14 protein-coding genes and 1 pseudogene are annotated in these 18,402 nt (G+C 61.5%); 2 read left to right on the forward strand and 13 right to left on the reverse strand.

Annotation, left to right across the window (positions count from 1 at the left end):
- Positions 1-528: 528 nt before the first annotated feature.
- The gene (locus Q0D52_RS09425; protein WP_294163582.1) at positions 529-1,452 is read right to left on the reverse strand and encodes a site-specific tyrosine recombinase; all 924 of its coding nucleotides are present in this window, start codon (positions 1,450-1,452) and stop codon (positions 529-531) included.
- Between the two features lie 136 nt (positions 1,453-1,588).
- Positions 1,589-3,190, reverse strand: coding sequence for a CTP synthase (locus Q0D52_RS09430; RefSeq protein WP_294163583.1), 1,602 nt, complete (start codon positions 3,188-3,190; stop codon positions 1,589-1,591).
- Positions 3,191-3,494: 304 nt separating this feature from the next.
- On the opposite strand from Q0D52_RS09430, the gene Q0D52_RS09435 reads away from it, so the two are divergent.
- Positions 3,495-4,976 carry a DUF1846 domain-containing protein gene (locus Q0D52_RS09435; RefSeq protein WP_294163584.1) on the forward strand — a complete coding sequence of 494 codons (1,482 nt, stop codon included), beginning with the start codon at positions 3,495-3,497 and terminating at the stop codon, positions 4,974-4,976.
- 782 nt (positions 4,977-5,758) lie between these two features.
- Here Q0D52_RS09435 and murJ read toward each other — a convergent pair.
- Positions 5,759-7,498: a murein biosynthesis integral membrane protein MurJ gene (murJ, locus tag Q0D52_RS09440; RefSeq protein ID WP_294382396.1), complete on the reverse strand. Its 1,740-nt coding sequence runs from the start codon at positions 7,496-7,498 to the stop codon at positions 5,759-5,761.
- A gap of 63 nt (positions 7,499-7,561) precedes the next feature.
- Here murJ and Q0D52_RS09445 point away from each other — a divergent pair, with 63 nt between their 5' ends.
- Complete coding sequence (locus tag Q0D52_RS09445; RefSeq protein ID WP_294382398.1) at positions 7,562-8,449, forward strand: NAD(+)/NADH kinase; 888 nt, start codon at positions 7,562-7,564, stop codon at positions 8,447-8,449.
- Between the two features lie 177 nt (positions 8,450-8,626).
- Here Q0D52_RS09445 and Q0D52_RS09455 read toward each other — a convergent pair whose 3' ends face one another.
- The 10 genes and pseudogenes from Q0D52_RS09455 to fusA form a co-directional block, all read right to left on the reverse strand.
- Positions 8,627-9,304: a flavin reductase gene (locus tag Q0D52_RS09455; RefSeq protein WP_366930342.1), complete on the reverse strand. Its 678-nt coding sequence runs from the start codon at positions 9,302-9,304 to the stop codon at positions 8,627-8,629.
- A 309-nt stretch (positions 9,305-9,613) separates the two neighbouring features.
- Positions 9,614-10,069 carry a 50S ribosomal protein L31 gene (gene rpmE / locus Q0D52_RS09460; RefSeq protein WP_042433290.1) on the reverse strand — a complete coding sequence of 152 codons (456 nt, stop codon included), beginning with the start codon at positions 10,067-10,069 and terminating at the stop codon, positions 9,614-9,616.
- Positions 10,070-10,283: 214 nt separating this feature from the next.
- Positions 10,284-11,588: a trigger factor gene (locus tag Q0D52_RS09465; protein ID WP_294382402.1), complete on the reverse strand. Its 1,305-nt coding sequence runs from the start codon at positions 11,586-11,588 to the stop codon at positions 10,284-10,286.
- Between the two features lie 240 nt (positions 11,589-11,828).
- Entirely contained in the window at positions 11,829-15,125 is a 3,297-nt protein-coding gene (locus Q0D52_RS09470) for an FtsX-like permease family protein (protein ID WP_294382407.1), read from the reverse strand.
- Positions 15,126-15,127: 2 nt separating this feature from the next.
- On the reverse strand, positions 15,128-15,829 hold the full coding sequence (locus Q0D52_RS09475) for an ABC transporter ATP-binding protein (RefSeq protein WP_294382411.1): 702 nt from the start codon (positions 15,827-15,829) through the stop codon (positions 15,128-15,130).
- Positions 15,830-15,944: 115 nt separating this feature from the next.
- A complete protein-coding gene (gene rplW / locus Q0D52_RS09480) occupies positions 15,945-16,232 on the reverse strand; it encodes a 50S ribosomal protein L23 (protein WP_042433278.1) in 288 nt (95 codons plus the stop codon).
- Entirely contained in the window at positions 16,232-16,858 is a 627-nt protein-coding gene (gene rplD, locus Q0D52_RS09485; protein WP_042433275.1) for a 50S ribosomal protein L4, read from the reverse strand. The genes rplW and rplD overlap by 1 nt, the downstream gene beginning before the upstream one ends.
- Before the next feature lie 31 nt (positions 16,859-16,889).
- Complete coding sequence (gene rplC, locus Q0D52_RS09490) at positions 16,890-17,510, reverse strand: 50S ribosomal protein L3 (RefSeq protein WP_042433272.1); 621 nt, start codon at positions 17,508-17,510, stop codon at positions 16,890-16,892.
- Between the two features lie 15 nt (positions 17,511-17,525).
- Entirely contained in the window at positions 17,526-17,834 is a 309-nt protein-coding gene (gene rpsJ, locus Q0D52_RS09495) for a 30S ribosomal protein S10 (protein WP_042433704.1), read from the reverse strand.
- Positions 17,835-17,871: 37 nt separating this feature from the next.
- Positions 17,872-18,402 (reverse strand): annotated as a pseudogene (fusA, locus tag Q0D52_RS09500) (elongation factor G); the annotation flags it as partial.

The following is an 18,402-nucleotide window of genomic DNA, read 5'->3' on the forward strand; positions in this document are numbered from 1 at the left end:
CGTTCGGTGTTTGGGATTCTACCCCACTTCATCCCACTTCGCAACATCTTGCGGCACGTTTTGGGCGGTTTTGCACACACGTTGACCCCTTGTAACCTGCCTGATTCATTCGTAAAACAGGTGGTTTCGGGGGTGGTTTCCATATGGTGCGCAAGGTGCTTCGCCAACCACAATATATAGATTTGCGTTTGGGCGAAAATCGGGTGGGATGAAGTGGGAAAGCAATTGTGCGGATTCGGTGGCGTGGGGCGATGTGGGATGGGTGGGGCGAAGTGGGAGACGTTGGCGCGGCTGCGGACCGCGCGCCGGAGGAAGCAGCTTCGGTTACCGATTTTAACCGATGGTGGAACCGGTTGCAAACGGTTGCAGGCGGTTGGCGGCGTTAGAGTTGCAAGGGAAGGCGCCAGGGGCCGTTGCCCGGACGGGATTTGCGCGTATCAACTTACCCCCACGCAGGCAAAGCACGCCCGGGCGCGCTGAGAGCCGACCCGCTAAGCTGGTCGGCTCTCGCGCCTTCGCTTCCAAAGCTTAGGCGCGCGGGTGCGCGTGCAGATACTCCTCGCGCATATGGCTGCGATCGACGTGGGTGTAGACCTGCGTGGTGGAGATGTCGGAATGGCCGAGGATGTCCTGGATGACGCGCAGGTCCGCCCCGCCCTGCAGCATATGCGTGGCGAACGAATGGCGCAGCGTATGCGGATGAAGGTTGTCCACGCCGATGGCAAGGCCCGCGCGCGCCACCACCTTGAACACGCTTTGGCGCGTCAGACGACCGCCGCGGGCGTTCAAGAACACAGCATCGGTGGGCTTTGCGTAAGGCTTGGTCAGCTGTGGGCGCGCATTCTCCAGATAGTCGGCCAACGCGGTGGCCGCCGCGCCCGATATCGGGGAGATGCGCTGCTTGCCGCCCTTGCCGAGCACGAGCAGATACCCCTGGTCGAGCACTACATCGGGAAGGTCGAGGCCGCACAGCTCGCTGACGCGCAAACCGCACCCGTAGAGCACCTCGAGCATGGCGCGGTTGCGCGAAGCCGCAGGGCCGCCCTCCTGCCCCTCAAGCTCTTCGAACAAGCGTTGCACCTGGTCAATCGACAAAACATCGGGCAAGCGCTCCGGGGTTTTCGGCAACGGCAGCCCTGCCGCGGGGTTGCTTTCGGTGTAATCCTCGGCCACGCAAAAACGGTGAAAGCCCTTCACCACCGATGCTCTGCGGCACACCGTGGAAGCGGCATAACCCTGCGCGAACAGATGCTCCTGATACGCCACGATGGACTCGCGCGAAACCTGCGAGAGCTTCTCGACGCCCTGCGAGCACAGGAAGTCCCGATACATTTCCAGATCGGCCTCGTATGCCTCGATGGTACGCGGCGAGCTTCCGCGCTCGATGCGCAGGTAAGCGACGTATTCCGCCGCCAAATCGATCAAATCGTCGGTATCGATGCTCTCGTCCACACGCGTCCCTTCCCTATCGGTCCTTCCCTGTATACCGCAGCACACGGAAATGGCCGCCCGATACGGCGGCCATTTCGCAACAACAACATTATGTAAACCTTTAACCGGCTTAGTCCGAACCCCAGAACCTGTCGAACTACCCGCGATGTTCGAGGGCCGCGGCAACGAAGTCGCGGAACAAGGGGTGCGGCCTGGTGGGGCGGCTTTTGAACTCGGGATGCCCCTGGCTAGCCACAAACCACGGATGATCGGGCAGCTCGATCATCTCGACCAAGCGGTCATCAGGGGAAACGCCGGAGATGACCAGGCCCGCCTCCGCCAAACGGTCGCGGAACGCGTTGTTCACCTCATAGCGGTGGCGATGGCGCTCGTAAATGATCTCCTCGCCATAGGCCTTGAAGGCCATGGAATCGGGAGCTACCTTGCAGGGATAAGCGCCAAGGCGCATGGTACCGCCCTTGTCCTCGACGTCTTCCTGCTCGGGCATCAGGTCGATGACGGGGAACTCGGCGTTCTCGTCGAACTCCGCCGACGTCGCGCCCGGCATGCCCGCCACATCGCGCGCGAACTCGCATACCGCCGCCTGCATGCCCAGGCAGATACCCAAAAACGGCACGTCGTGCGTGCGGGCGTAACGCACCGCGCAAATCTTGCCCTCGAAGGCGCGCTGGCCGAAGCCGCCGGGCACCAGGATGCCGTCCATGCTCCCCAGCACCTCTTCAACGTTGTCGTCGTTGAGCTCTTCGCCGTCGATCAGATGCACGTTGACCTCGGTGTTATCGTGAACGCCCGCGTGGTGCAGCGCCTCGATGACCGACAGGTAGGCATCGGGCAGGCTAGTGTACTTGCCCACGATGGCCACGTCGCAGTCGTGCTCCACATGGGCGGCCGCATCCACGAACGAGCGCAAGGGGGTCAGGTCGATCTGGCGCTCGGGAAGGCCCAGGCGCTCGAGCACCTTCACGTCGAAACGCTGGTCGTACAGGCCGAACGGGACATCGTAGATGGAAGGGCTGTCGGTGCATGCGAGCACCTCGTCGGGTCGCACGTCGCAGAACAGGGCGATCTTCTCGCGCACCTTGTCCGAGATCTCGTGATCGCTGCGGCATACGATGAAGTCGGGCTGCACGCCGATCGAGCGCAGCTCCTTGACGGAGTGCTGGGTGGGCTTGGTCTTCACCTCATGGGCTGCGGCGATGTAGGGAACCAGCGTGACGTGCACGAACAGCACCTCACCGCGTTCCTTTTCCTTCCTGAACTGGCGCGCGGCCTCGATGAAGGGCTGGGACTCGATGTCGCCGATGGTGCCACCGATCTCGGAGATCACGATGTCGGCGCCGGACTGGTCGGCAATGCGGCGCAGGCGCTCCTTGATGGCCTCGGTGACGTGCGGGATCACCTGCACGGTGCCGCCGAGGAAGTCGCCGCGTCGCTCGCGGGCGATCAGGGTCTTGTAAATGGAGCCCTGCGTGAAATTCGATTCGCGGGAAAGGTTCTCGTCGATGAAACGCTCGTAATGTCCCAGGTCAAGGTCGCCTTCATGGCCATCTTCGGTAACGAAGACCTCGCCATGCTGAAACGGGCTCATGGTACCCGGGTCCACATTGAGGTACGGGTCCATCTTCTGCATGGTCACCTTGTAGCCGCGAGCTTTCAGCAAATGCCCCAGGGAGGCGGCCGTGATGCCCTTGCCCAACGATGACACGACGCCGCCGGTTACGAAAATATGCTTGGCCATGATTCTCCTTCGCGCTTAGAAACCGGTGTATTTCCCCACCGCAGGCTGTTTTGCGCGCAGGCCGACACGCCTGCAGCACGCCAGCGGCAAACTCCAAACGTTGGTCTATTGTACGCGCCGCGCAACTTCTTCCCCAGTGCGGCGCTAGCCTTTTAACAGAGGGGAAACGAAACCGAAACGAGATGGACGGCAAGGGCGGCTTCGTCCGCTTTTCGCGTGTGGATGGGCGCTTGGCTTCACGCGCACGCGCGCGAGCCTTATACTGGTTCGGTTAAACCTACCGTCATGGAAAGGGGTTGCGCCCATGCGCATCGGTTTCGATAACGATAAATACCTGGCTTTGCAGGCTGAGCATATCCGCGAGAGGATCGGCCAGTTCGGCGGCAAGCTGTATCTGGAGTTCGGCGGCAAGCTGTTCGACGACTACCACGCCTCGCGCGTGCTGCCGGGATTCCAGCCCGACAGCAAGATCCGCATGCTGCAGCAGATGGCCGAAGACGTTGAGATCATCATCGCCATCAACGCCAACGATATCGAGAAGAGCAAGGTGCGCGGCGATCTGGGCATCACCTACGACGAGGACGTGCTGCGTCTGCTGGACATCTTCCGCTCCATGGGCTTCGCCACGGCCGGCGTGGTGATCACCCGCTTCGAGAATCAGCCCAACGCTCTGGCCTTCCGCCATCGCCTGGACAGCCTGGGTGTCAAAAGCTACCTGCACTACCCCATTGCCGGATACCCTTACGACACCGCGCGCATCGTTTCGTCGGAGGGCTACGGCAAAAACGAGTTCGTTGAAACCACGCACCCCTTGGTGGTTGTCACCGCCCCCGGCCCCGGCTCGGGCAAGATGGCCACGTGCCTCTCCCAGCTCTATCACGAGCACGAGCGCGGCATCGAGGCGGGCTATGCGAAGTACGAAACCTTCCCCATTTGGAACCTTCCGCTCAAGCACCCGGTGAACGTGGCGTACGAGGCCGCTACCGTCGACTTGGACGACGCCAACACCATCGACCCCTTCCATCTTGAGGCGTACGGCGAAACCACCGTCAACTACAACCGCGACGTTGAGATCTTCCCGGTGCTCAAGGCCATGATGGAACGCATCCTGGGCACCAGCCCTTACCAGTCCCCTACCGACATGGGCGTGAACATGGCGGGCATGGCGATCGTCGACGATGACGCTGTGCGCGAGGCCGCTAAAATGGAGATCGTGCGCCGCTACTTCCAGGCCGCGGTCGACGAGCGCCGTACCGGCCTGCATCACGAGTACGTGGAGCACCTTGAGCTGCTGATGAACCAGGTTGGCGTGGACACGAACTTCTCGCCCGCACGTTCGGCTGCTTTGCTGAAGGCCGAGGCGACCGGCGCTCCGGCTGGCGCCATGGTGCTGCCCGATGGCCGCGTGGTCACGGGCAAGACGTCCGATCTGCTGGGCGCGGCATCCTCGCTGCTTATGAACGCGCTTAAGGGCGTGGCCGGCGTTGACGAGGATCTGTTCGTCATCTCCGATGAGGTCATCGAGCCCATCTGCGATTTGAAGACCTCCACGCTGCACGCGAAGAACCCACGCCTGCATTCCGACGAGACGCTGCTGGCGCTTTCCGTGTCCAGCGCCACCGATCCGGTTGCCAAGCAGCTGGTGGACGCAGCCGATCAGCTGCGCGGCTGCGATGCGTTCTTCAGCGTGATCTTGAGCCCCACCGATGAGAAGCTCTACCGCACGCTCGGCATCAACATTTGCTGCGAGCCGAAATACGAGCAGCGCAGGTACTTCCACAAGTAGGACTGAGCTACATATTTGCTTGGCATGCAAGCGCCAGGCCATCGACGCCCCGCGAGGTTGCTCGCGGGGCGTTTTGTTTGGGTAAACGTTCGAGCGCAATGAAACGCTTCCGACAAAGGCGCGCTCGAGGGCTTTTGCGGTGTCGTGTGCAACGCAAGTAATTCGGACCGATTGCGTCCCGAAATCAAGCTTTACCTGGTGTATATCGATGTTTCCTTTCGATACTCCGTCTGCTTCGGTTTTGCCTATTTGCCCCAGATGAAACACCAAATCTGCCAGAAACGCACGGATACGGGCCCTAGAGGCCACCACGGGTCAAGCAAATGGGTGTGCAAGGGTGCGGCACCGATGACCGGTAACCGAGAGGACGCGGACCTGCTGAAGCGCGGGATATAACGAGGGGGCAATGAGGAGCAGCAAAACAGCCTGCACGGTATACCACAGCAACTAGATTCAAGAGTGATGGCCGAGCAGGCAGCAAACAGACAATCGGCGGGAGAGGGATACCAGGCGGCCCCATTCACCCAACTCGCTCAAAAACACGCCTAGGAAGCGCGACAACAGCGCACGGCAACGCAAATAGGAAGGGAAGCCGGCAAGGACCTGACGTCAAACCACGAACACACCAAGCGGATACCAGAAGCATTGGCCAAACGATCAAACGGTCCCAACGCCACCCAAAAACAAACGTGCCCTGCGCCGTTCAAAAGCGCAGGGCACGTTAAGAAACCTAGGATTCGGAAAGCGCCTTGAGAACACCGCCCTATCGATGATAGGACAACCTATCTGCCAAGCTTTCCGCCGATCTTGCGAACGATAGTGTTGACGAAAGCAGCCTCAGGCACGTTGAGCTTGCAAGCCGGAACGAACGTGACCGCCAAAGCAACCAGACCGCCGAGCACAACATAGACCAAAGCCTGCACAATGGAACCGGACAGCGGAGAGACCAGCGTCTGCAGCAACCAGAGCACCACACCACCGGCAGCGGCACCAGCACCGCCGAGCAGCACGGCGGTAGCCAAGGCGCGCACCACGGAGCGCAAGCCGAACGGCCCGAGCGTACGTCGCAGATACCCGAACAGGCACACATCCAAAACCAAATAGAACAGCGCCTCGGCAACGGCGATAGAGCTGATGGGCATAACGTCGGCATGGCTGGCGGCGAACATGGTCAGGCCGATCTGCACACCGCCCGCAACGAAATTGAAGCCCGCGAACACGCCCATGCGACGAAGGCTGGAAAAGGTCTTCTGCAAATAAGTGTTAACGCCATACAGCGGCAGCGCAACAGCCCAGACAGCAAGATACGTGGCAATGGCGGAAACGTTCTCCATGGTGAAAGCGCCGGCGTGATACAGGGTGACCAGCGGCATGCTGAACACGGCCAGATACATGGCGAACGGAATCATGAAGAACAGGATCTGGTTGGTGCCCGACACGATGCCGCGCTTCACGCCTTCCATATTCCCTTCCGCCTGCATATCTGAAAGCTCGGTGAACATAGCGGTGGTGATGGGCACGGCCAAGAACGAATACGGCAGCGTGAACCACAAGCGTGCGTATGCAAGAATAGAGGGGCCGTTGTCGGCGAAGTTGTACGAAGCGGCGTTTTGCACCGACACGATAGCGAAGGAGCACAGCATAACGAGCACCGCGGGAACGCCGATGCCCAGCGTCTCGCGAAGCGCGGGATCGCGCAGGTTCACGCGCGGGCGGATGCGGATACCGTTGCGCTTGAGCGCAGGCAGCTGTATGGCCATCTGGATGAACACGCCGGCAGGATTGCCGATGGCGATGATATACAGCGCAAGTTGCGGGTCGTGAGGCGCCACGAACGAATACGCCAGGAACGTGACGATGACGATCAGGTTGTTCGCCACCGGAGCGATGGAAGACCACAGGTAGTCACGGCTGGCGTTAAGCAGGCCCGACACGATAGCCGAACACCCGTAAAACACGATTTGAATGGCGAAGAACTGGAAGAAGAACACCGATGTGGCCATCTGCGACTGATCGGAGTAGAAGCTTTGCGTGTAAATGACCGCCGATGGGAACAACATGCATAGAAGCGATACCGCACCAAGCAGTAAAACCACCAGCGTGAGCAGGTTTGACGCGTACTCGTTGCCCGCACGCTGCCCCAGCTTCTTCTTCACCGAAACGTATACCGGCAAAAACGCGGTGACGATCATGCCGCCGCACACCAACTCGTAGAGCTGATTGGGAAGGTTGTTCGCCACTTGATACGAACTTGACAGCAGCGTGGAACCGAGCGCGAAGGCCATGGCCCACGTGCGCGCGAAACCGGTGATGCGCGAGATGATGGTGCAAATGCTGATAAGCGCCGCAGACCCGCCGATGGCAGCAGTGGAGCCTTGCTCGGAGACGATTTCCTGCGAAGCGCGGGAATCACCGGGTTTGCGATGGGCGCCATACGGCGCGTTCTGAGTTTGCGGGGAAGCGGCAGAGGCCGCGAGATCGGCAGAATGAGTGTGTCGAGCTCGTGCGAGCTTGTCGGACATGAAAATGCGCTTTCTCGTGATGGTATGATTGCTCATCATAGCAAACACGGAAAGAGGCCCCGCATGCACATCCTCATCGTGCGTAATAATTCCAACTCGCAGGCGATCGATGCATCATTGCTGCTGGTGACGTACCTGGCCACACAGGGAATTGACTACACCGTCGTCGATTCCTCGAAGCTTGCCGCTCCCCTGGCGGCGCCCGAGCTTTCCGAGCTGTTCGAACATGGCGTGGATATGGCGGTAGCCCTAGGCGGGGATGGCACCATCCTGCGCACGGCGCGTCAGGTGGGCTTCCATGGCACGCCCATCCTGGGCATCAATTACGGGCGCCTGGGCTTTTTGGCGAACCCGAACGAGTCGGGCGTGATGGAACCGCTGGTTGCGGCGCTTTCGGGTGATGCGACCCACGAAGTGCGCACCAATCTGGATATCCGAGTCGTCTGCGAAGGCGAAGCGGACCCCTTCGCAGACGACGGAGCCGGCGAGGAGCCCGACGAACCCCGCGAGTTCTTCGCCCTTAACGAGGTTGCCGTCACCCGCGGCGCAAACGGGCGCATCATCGATTTCGGCCTGGGTGTTTCAGGGGCGCATTTGGCGAACATGCGCGGCGACGGCTTGGTGGTGGCAAGCGCAACAGGCTCCACGGCCTATGCGCTGTCGGCAGGCGGACCGCTGGTGGCACCTGGCTTCACGGGTTTGGTGGCCGTGCCCATCGCTCCGCATACGCTACACTCTCGCGCGGTGGTGACAGCGCCTTCCGATGTGGTGGAAATGGACCTGTCCGAAAACCAGGATGATCGCGATGCCACCCTGTTCATAGATGGCGAGCTGGTGGAGCTTGACCGCCCCCTTCGACGCCTGTACGTGCGCCGAGGCGACGTGCCCACCACGCTGCTGCGCTATAAGGACGAAGGTTTTTACAACCATGCGGCGAAGGTGTTCTTCTAGCTCACAGCATTCGCCCAAAACCGCGCAAGGCTCGCAAGCCGTGATTCGGCTTGCGAGCCTTTTTGCAATAGCAGGTGCGACCGCCCTTTCCGAACGGATATGGCGCTACGCGCCGCAAGCCAGATCCAGCCCAGCGGCATTCACCGACCAGAAAGACTGTCAGTGTGCCTTAATCCCTTAGAGCTCCACCCGCTCGAAGAACTCCTTGCCAACGCCGCATACGGGGCAGACGAAATCATCAGGCAGCTCATCGACGTACTCCATATGCCCGCAGATGGTGCAACGCCAGGCAACCTTAGGCTGCTCAGCGGCACTCGATTCAGCGGGCGCGGCGGCAGGTTGTTCTTCGCCCAGATAGCTGGAAGCCTTCGGAGGGGTTTTACCGCCCTTGACCTGATGATAGAACGCATACGTCATAGGAGCAGCCGCAACGGCGACCGTGGCGCATTCCTCAACCTCCCCCACGAACAGGACATGCGTACCCAGGTCGAGCTCCGAGACCACCTTCGCGGAGAACCAAGCGCAGCATTGCTCGGCCACATAGGGCAAGCCGGATTCATCACGGGCGCTTGCGTGCTGCGCGAATTTGTCAAGTTCAGTGGACGTATGGAAGCCGAACGTGCCGATCAGCTGCATATCCGCCTGCTCGGACAAGCAGGATGCCGTGAAACGGCCAGCTTGACGCACAGCCGCCGTAGTGGCGTTTTCCTTGTTCAGCGCCACGCTGACCTGCAAGGGAGACGAAGTGACCTGAGCAAACGTATTGGCAACGCACCCGTAGTCCTTGTCATCGAAGCGCGTGCCGATAACGTACATACCGTAGCTAAGCGAATGGAACGCCTTCTTGTCGAACATAGGAGCCTCCTTGCTCTTACCTTTAGATAAGGTGTAGTTATTGATACCGCTTCCTATTAATGATAGCTTATCACGTTCGTAGCAACGCTTCGAAGGGCAAAGTGGGAAAGGTGTCCGCTGCAAGCAAATGCAGCTCAGCGTCACGCCCCATTTGACTATACGCCGAGCATCGCCCTCTATTACCACGCGAAAGCGAAGCGTTACCGATATGCTGCATTACCGCAACGGGCCCGAAACGCAGGGAGACCCGCTTTCGCGGGCCTCCCTGTTGCTTTTTGTGCAGTGCTTTTTGTGCTTAACGCTGTAGCGCTATTCGGCAGCGGTCTCGGCAGCAGCCTCAACCTCGGCCTCTGCGGGAGCCTCGACGGCCTCGGCAGCGGCGGTAGCGGCCTCGATCTCGGCAGCCTTCTCAGCCTCGGCAGCAGCCTTCTTGGCGAACTCCTCGGCACGCTTGGCCTTAGCGGCGGCCTTAGCCTCGCGCTCGGCCTTCTTGGCGGCCTCGATCTCGGCGGCCTTAGCGGCGCGCTCGGCCTTCTTGGCGGCCTCGCGAGCAGCCACCTGCTCCTTAGCGGAACCGAACTTGTCGGCGAAGCGCTGGACGCGTCCGCCGGTGTCGACGAAGCGCTGCTGGCCGGTGTAGAACGGATGGCACACGTTGCAGATGTCAACCTTCAGCTCGGACTTCGTCGAGCGGGTGGTGAAGGTGTTGCCGCAGCTGCACTTGACGGTGCACTCCACGTACTCCGGATGGATTCCTTGTTTCATAGTCTGGTACTCCTTTTACCGTGCCTTGGTTTCCGACCAAGGCGGAAGACAAGCTTTTGCATTATAGCACGGAAAACGCCACGCGCGATGACGTTCGCGCGTGGCGTTCACATGTTTTCCGCGAAAGGGGCTCCGAGAAGGAAATTCCCTGGCAACGGCATAACACAGCCGCCGGCTCGGTCTTCCCCAACCTCGGCTACGAGCGGCTATTCGCCTATTCGGCCTTCTCGGCCTCAGGCTGTTCGTCGGAAATGGTGATGTCGGCGTGCTCGAGAAGCCAGCGGTTGGCCTTCAGGCGACCTGCGGTCTCGCGCAGCACGAACGCCTGGCCGTTGCCCTCCATCTGGCGACGCGCCGTGGTGGGATCGGCGGGGTTCATGGCGCGGCAGGCTGCCATGATGTCCTCGTCGTCGAGCGTCATCTTCTCGTGACGGAACAGCGCATCAAGCGCATAGCCCTGCACGAGCATTTGGCGCGCCTGGATCATGAGCATCATGCTGAACTGCTGGATGCCGCCCTGCATGGCCACGAACTCGTCGAACTGCAGGCCCTGCTGTGCAACCGAACCCTTGACGTTTTGCATGAGCGTGTCGCGCATGGATTCGTAAACCTCGTCATCGATCTTGCCCTCGAAACGGCGAGCCAGCTCATCGGCGACCATGGTCAGCTGCATTTCGCGGTACTGCGCCTGCTGCTGGGCAAGCAAGGCCTCGCGAATGGAGGCTCGCAGCGCTTCCGCATTGTTCAGCATCGGAATGTTCTGCTCAACCCACTCGTCGGTCAGCTCGGGGATCTTCTTGCACTGGCACTCCAGGACGGTGACGGTGCACTCGATGGGATCGGTCCCCTCTTCGGCGTCCGGGATATCGAAGCTGAAGGACTTGCTGTCGCCCTCGGTCATGCCGAGAAGGTTCTTCTCGAAGCCCTCGGGCAGCAGGTTCATGCCCATGATGTACGTGCGACCGTCCGTGGACAGGTTCTTGTGGGCCTTGCCGCCCTGCGTGGCCTCGACCTTGATGCGCGCGGCATCGTTTTCGCCGAGCGGATGGGGATCGCAACGCACATACGAAGCATAGCTCTCGAGCACCATGCGCAGCTGCTCGTCGACCATGGCCTCGTCGAACTTGAACGCCGGCACGGTGATGGAAACCGGTTCGTAGCTGGTCAGCTCGTAATCGGGCTTGGGCGTGACGATCAACTGGAACTCGAACGGCTCGCCGCGCTTGATCATCTGGTTGATAACCGGCTTGGGCGGAAACGCCGGGCACAGATTGCGCTTGTCGACGGCGAACGGCACAAGGTAATCGACGGCGAGCTGCTGCGAGACCGCGTCGAGGTTCACGATGCCCAGCTCTTCCTCGGCAACCTGCGCGGGCGTCTGGGTCGGACCGACCTGCAGGCCCATGTTCGCCAGGAACGAGTGATGGGCGACGTTGAACGCCTGGGCGACCTCTGCCGTGGCGGCAACGGCGGTCAGCTCGATGGTGCCGTCGGGATTCTTCTTTTCGGTAACCTTCATTGGGTGTCCCCTTCTTGTTTGAAACAAAGCGGTACGGCTTATTTTAACGCAAATCACGCAGACGCAATGGACGGCTCATGCGGGGGACGGAAAGACGCAGACGCGCCGCCGGGTCCCCCTCCATTGCAGCAAGAGCCCTTCTGCTTTTCGGCTTCTTCCAACAGCCCCGCGCAAGCCCCGCAAGATCGCGGGATGGCGATCATATGCGCGACCGGATAGCGAAATCGGCTGCGGCGAGCCTTACTCGTTGGACTTCAGGCTTTCCACCATGTCGATGCGGCGCAGCTTGCCGCGCATGGCAAGGGCCACGATGCCCGAGAACACCATGGTCAGCGCGAACGCGATGACGAAGCTTGCCACATGGATGTCGCGGCCGAACATGACTTGATCGACCTCGGCGGTGGTGATGACGAAACCCTCCATGAAGATGCCGAGCACCAAGCCGATCGCGGCGCCGATGACCGACAGCAGGATGGTTTCGCGGAAGATGTAGGCATCCACCTCGCGCGACGTGAAGCCGAGCACCTTGAGCGTGGCGATCTCCCGCGCGCGCTCGGTGATGTTGATGTTCGTGAGGTTGTACAGCACCACGAACGCCAACAGCGCCGCGGCCACCACGAGCACCACCACCACGCTGTCGACCGACTTGAGCATGGTGCGATAGCTGTTGATCGTCTCATCGCTGTAGGTGACGGTCTTCACGCCGTCCATGGAAAGCAGCTGATCGGAGAACGCATCACGGTCGACGCCGTCCCCAAGATCGGCGTAGACGGTGGCGAAATCGGCCGGCTTGCCCATAGCCTGCTCATACACGTCGGCGGTGACGTAGGCGTACTGCGCCACGTAGTTCTCCATGATGCCGGCGACGGTCACAGCGCGCCCATCCCCCACCAGGTTGCCGATGTCGTCCTCGTCGTAGAACGTCAGGGTGTCGCCAACGGAAACCCCCAGCTGGCTGGCAAGCTTCTCGCTGATTAAGGCGCCGCTCCCGTCGAGCGTGAGGGCCTGGCCTCCAACGCGCTCGCGCATCTGCACGAAGCGCTGCAGCTGCTCGGGATCCTGGGCGCACACCAGCTCGAAGCGATGCTCCGCACCGCCATCGGGGGCGCACGCGATCTTGTTCTCGGTGGAAACCCAGGCGAATTCCTGACCGTCGGAGCCGACCGCGGCCGAGACCGCATCCTTGGCGGCCGGATCGGCCTCGTCGGCGTCCATGCGCACGATGGTGTTGAAGCTATACACCTCGCCGTACTGCTTGTCGATGATGTCGTTGATGGCGTTTTGCAGCCCCAGGCCCGTGAGCAGCAGCGCCGTGCAGCCGGCGATGCCGATGATGGCCATGAAGAAGCGGCCCTTGTAGCGGAACAGGTTTCGAGCCGTGACCTTCCAGCTGAACGTCATCCTGCCCCACAACGGGCGGATGCGCTCAAGCAGGATGCGCTTGCCGGCCTTCGGAGCGCGCGGCAACATGAGCGACGCCGGACACTCGCGCAGGGTAGCCGCGGCTGCGAACCACGTTGCAGCCACGGTGATGCCCACGCCCAAGGCGGCGGCGCTTGCGGCCAAGCCCGGGTTCACGGGGGTGGGCATGCAGGGCACCATGTACATGATGGAGTACGCTTTCATGATGAACCAGGGCAGGAACTGGGATAGCAGCGCAATACCCACGGCCGCCCCCACGCCCGATGCCACCACCGCGTAAACAAGGTACTTCGACGTGATGCGCGCATTGGAATAGCCCAGCGCCTTGTACGTGCCGATGAGCACGCGCTCCTCCTCCACCATGCGGGTCATGGTGGTAAGCGACACCAATGCGGCAACCAGGAAGAACATGAGCGGGAACACCGCGGCTATCTGGTCCATGCGCCCGGCATCGCTGCGGAAGCTTTCCGCGCCAAGATTCTTCGAGCGATCGAGCACGTAGACGCTGACGTCCTTGTCGGCGATGGCGTCGATCTGGGCCTGCGCATCGGCAAGCTGCTGCTCGGCATCGGCGAAGCGCTGCTGCGCCTCGGCGCGCTTATTGTCAAGCTCCGCCTGCCCGCTTCGCTGCTCGGCTAGGCCGCTTTCGTATTCGGCGCGACCCTGCTCGTAGCTTTGCTGGCCGGCAGCGTACTGCGCCCTACCAGACGCCAAACGCTCTGAAGCGCTGTCCAACTGGGCCTGCGCGCTGTCAAGCTGGGCCTGCGCCGCGGAAAGCTGAGCCGCAGCCTGCTCACGCTGCGCATCGAGCTGCGCCTGCCCGGCTGCCAGCTGATCGGGCGCTCCTGCGGTTTGCGCATCGATCTGCGCGATGGCGGCCTCCAGCTGCGCGGCGACATCGGCCAACTGCGCCGCACGGGCCTGCTCGAGCTGCGCCTCAAGCTGGCTGCGCTGCGCCATGGCCTGGTCGTACTGCGCTTGAGCGGCATCGAGCTGGGCCTGCGCTTGCGCTATGGCCGCCTGTGCTTGTTCGCGCTGCTCGGCTAGCTGGGCCGTGCCGCTATCATGCTGGGCGCGACCGCTGGCAAGCTCCGCTTCGCCCTGGGCAAGCTGCGCTTGGCTGCTGGAGAGCTGCTGGGCCGCCGAGGATAGCTGCGCCGCGGCGCCATCAAGCTGGGCGCTCGCATCGTCGAGCTGCGCTTGGGCATCGTCCATCTGCGCGACGGCATCCGCCTTCTCGCGCTCGAATTCCGCGCGCTTATCGTCGAGCTCTGCCTGCGCATCGCGCTGCAGCTGCTCGATGCGCGATGCGGAGAGCTGCGGGGAAAGGTCGTTCAACCGCTGCGCCACTGCGTCGACGCGCTGCTGGTAAGCATCTTCAGGCCACGTTTCCCCAGCCGCCCCGCCAACGGTGAGGAATGCTTCCGTATAGGGATAATCGGCCGCAAACGCCCCTTCGGGCACGAAGACGAAGGACGAAAGCTCGCCCGACCCAAGGGATGTGGCTCCGGTATTGGTGGTGCACGTGTAATACGACGACCGCACGAAACCCGTGACGGTGAAGGTGCGGGTGGTGAACACGCCGTCCAGGTCCTGCGTGCCCTCGAGCAGCTCGACGGTGTCGCCGATGTGCACCGGGGACGTCCACACGTTATCGACGGAAAGCAGGCACTCATCATCCGATTCCGGCCAGTTTCCCTCTACCAAGATGGGCCGGTTCACGTAATCGTCGTCATCTGAATCCACGTGCAGGCCATCGTAGCAGCTGCTCGCCTTCGCCGCATCCATATCGAGCGAATGATAACGAAGCGTGTACTGCACGCCCGCTAACTGGGATATCGCATCAGCCTCATACGCGGGCATGACCCCCGAAACGCCCTCAACGCCACGCAGCATGTCGACCTGCTCATCGGACATGCCCAAAGACGACACCACGCGAAGATCGCACAGCTCGGTGGCGTCGTAGTATTCGTCTCCCGCTAAACGCATATCGGGGCCGGTCATGCGCAATCCCGCGTAGAAACCGCAGCCGAGCGCCGCCATCACGGCGATGGCGAGGAACCTCCCCCACGAATGCGTGATGGAGCGCAGGACCTCTTTGCGAAAGGCTCCCATGGCTACCACTCCAAATCTTCGGCGTTGCCCGGGCTCGGATTGATGAAGCAGCTCGCGACACGTCCCTCGCGAACATGGATGACGCGATCGGCGATATCGGCGAAGGCGGAGTTGTGGGTGATGAGGACCACCGTCTTGCCGGTGTTACGGCACGTGTCCTGAAGCAGCTTCAGGATAGCCTTGCCCGTTTTGTAATCCAAGGCGCCGGTGGGCTCGTCGCACAGCAGCAGCTTGGGGTTTTTCGCAAGCGCTCGGGCAATGGCCACGCGCTGCTGCTCGCCGCCGGAAAGCTGTGCGGGGAAGTTATCCATACGATGCGCCAAGCCCACCTGGGCAAGCACCTGCGCCGCATCCAGCGGATGCGGGCAGATCTGGCTGGCAAGCTCGACGTTCTCGAGCGCGGTGAGATTCTGAACCAGGTTATAGAACTGGAATACGAAGCCGATGTCCAGGCGGCGGTACTGCGTGAGTTGACGCTCAGAGAAACGGCTGATGTCGCGCCCATCAAGCATGATGGTGCCCGAGGTGCACGAGTCCATGCCTCCGAGCATGTTGAGCAGCGTAGTCTTGCCGGCTCCAGAAGGGCCCACCACCACCACGAACTCACCGGCTTCAGCGGTGAAGGTCATGCCATCGGCAGCGGCAACCTTCACCTCGCCCATCTTATACACCTTGCGAACATCGTTGAATTGCACGAACGCCATGTCCCCACCTTGCTCTTCGGGTGCTTTCCTTCCCCTGATTATACAAAAGAGCGCCCCAGCATAAATGCCGGGGCGCTCTAAGCGGTTCAAGCGTTAGCTTGATGTAACGTCAACCTTAGTTGGCGCCGAACAGCTCGATGGTATCGCCTTCCTTCAGCGTGACCATGGCCTTCTTCCACGTACGGGTCTGACCGACCTGATAACGCACGCGCTTGGGCTTCGGCTTGACGTTCAGGGTGTTCACCTTGACCACGGAGACGTTGAAGATAGCCTCAATGGCCTGGCGGATCTCAACCTTGTTGGAGTCCTTGGCCACCTCGAAGGTGTACACGTTGTTCTCCATCTGGTCGTAGCTGTGCTCCGTCACGATAGGACGGATGATGACCTCGCGGGGATCCTTCATTATGCGAGCACCTCCTCGATGCGCTTCAGGGCCTCAGCGGTGAACACCAGCTGCTTGTTGTCGAGCAGCTCGTAGGTGTTGGCCTCGGCGACGGGCAGGATGTTGACCTTCTCCAGGTTGCGGAAGGACAGCCACGTGGTGACGTCGTCGTTGCCGATGACCAGCGTGGTGCGCTGACCCTCGAAGCCCATGGCCTTGATGAACGCCTTGGCGTCCTTGGTGCAGGGCTTCTCGAACTTGAACTCGTCGACAACGGTGAACTGACCGTCGGCCACCTTGGCGGACAGAGCGGAGCGCATGGCCAGCTTGACTTCCTTGTTGTTCACGCGGAAGGCGTAGCTGCGCGGATGCGGACCGAACACGGTGCCGCCGCCAGCCCACTGAGGGGAGCGGATGGAGCCCTGGCGGGCACGGCCGGTGCCCTTCTGGCGCCACGGCTTCTTGCCGCCGCCGCGGACCTGGCCGCGGGTGAGGGTGTTGCTGGTGCCGGCACGCCAAGACGCACGCTGAGCGCGCACAACCTGGTGCATGACGGGCACGTTCGGCTCGATGCCGAACACGGAAGCGGAAAGCTCGGCGTCGCCGGCCTTCTTACCGCTTGCGTCCTTGATCTCGATAGTCGTCATGGTAGTGAAAACTCCTTATAGATAGTCCAGGTTACGCCATGCGCACGCGCACGATGCCGTTCTTGCCGCCGGGGATGGCGCCCTTGACCAGGATCAGGTTCTGCTCCTCGTCGACGCGCATCACGGTCAGGTTCTTGACGGTAACGGTGTCGCAGCCCATGTGACCAGGCAGGCGCATGCCCTTGAGCACGCGGGAAGGCGTGGCGCACATGCCCACCGAACCGGGAGCGCGGTGGAAGTGAGCACCATGGCCGCCCGGACCGCCGGCGAAGCCGTAGCGCTTCATGACGCCGGCGAAGCCCTTACCCTTGGAGGTACCGGTGACGTCGACCTTCTTGACCTCGGCGAAAGCCGCCACGGTCTGCTGGTCGCCGGCCTTGTACTCGGCGGCGTCCTCGACGCGCACCTCGCGCAGGTAGCGGGTAGGCTCGATGCCCTGCTTGGCGAAATGGCCGCCCATGGGCTTGTTGACCTTCTTGGCCTTGATCTCGCCGAAGCCCAGCTGCACGGCCTCGTAGCCGTCGGTGGCCTTCGTCTTGACCTGGCACACCGTGTTCGGCTCGGCCTGGATCACGGTCACGGGGATGAGCTTGTCCTCCTCGTTGAAGATCTGGGTCATGCCGATCTTCTTACCAAAAATAGCGTTAATCATGCTAATTGACACCCCTTACAGCTTGATCTCGATGTCGACGCCGGCAGGGAGGTCCAGACGCATCAGGGAATCCACCGTGTTGGGGGTGGGCTCCAGGATGTCGATCAGGCGCTTATGGGTGCGCATCTCGAACTGCTCGCGCGAATCCTTGTCCACATGGGGGCCCTTGACGACGGTGAACAGGTTGCGCTCCGTCGGCAGCGGGATGGGACCGGACACCTTGGCACCCGTCTTCTGAGCGGTATCGACGATGAGCTTCGTGGACTGGTCCACGATCTCATGATCGTATCCCTTGAGGCGGATGCGAATCTTCTGATTAGCCACTTTCATTTCCTCCGTTAAGCTTTCGGACGTTCAACGCTTAAGCGTTGCCGCCGGCCTTGCTGATAATCTCTGCAGCGACGTTCTTGGGAACCGGCTCGTAAGAGTCGAACTGCATGGTGTAGGTTGCACGACCCTGCGTACCGGAACGCAGATCGGTTGCATAGCCGAACATCATGCCCAGCGGCACCTTCGCGGAGATGGCGACGGAACCGGTGCGCTGCTCCTGGCCCTGGATCATGCCACGGCGAGACGGGATGTCGCCCATGACGAAGCCCGTGTACTCCTCCGGGGTCTCGACCTCGACGGCCATGACAGGCTCGAGGATGACCGGATCGGACTTGCGCAGGGCTTCCTTGATGGCCATGGAACCGGCAACCTTGAAGGCAGCCTCCGAAGAGTCAACGTCGTGGTAGGAACCGTCGATGAGCTCGACGCGGACGTCCTCGACGGGGTAACCGGCCAGAACACCCGTGTTGAGGGCTTCCTGGATACCCTTGTCGATGGAAGGAATGTATTCCTTCGGCACGACGCCGCCGACGATCTTGTTCTCGAACTCGTAGCCCTTGCC

The organism is uncultured Senegalimassilia sp. (assembly GCF_934630535.1).
GTDB lineage: Bacteria > Actinomycetota > Coriobacteriia > Coriobacteriales > Eggerthellaceae > Senegalimassilia.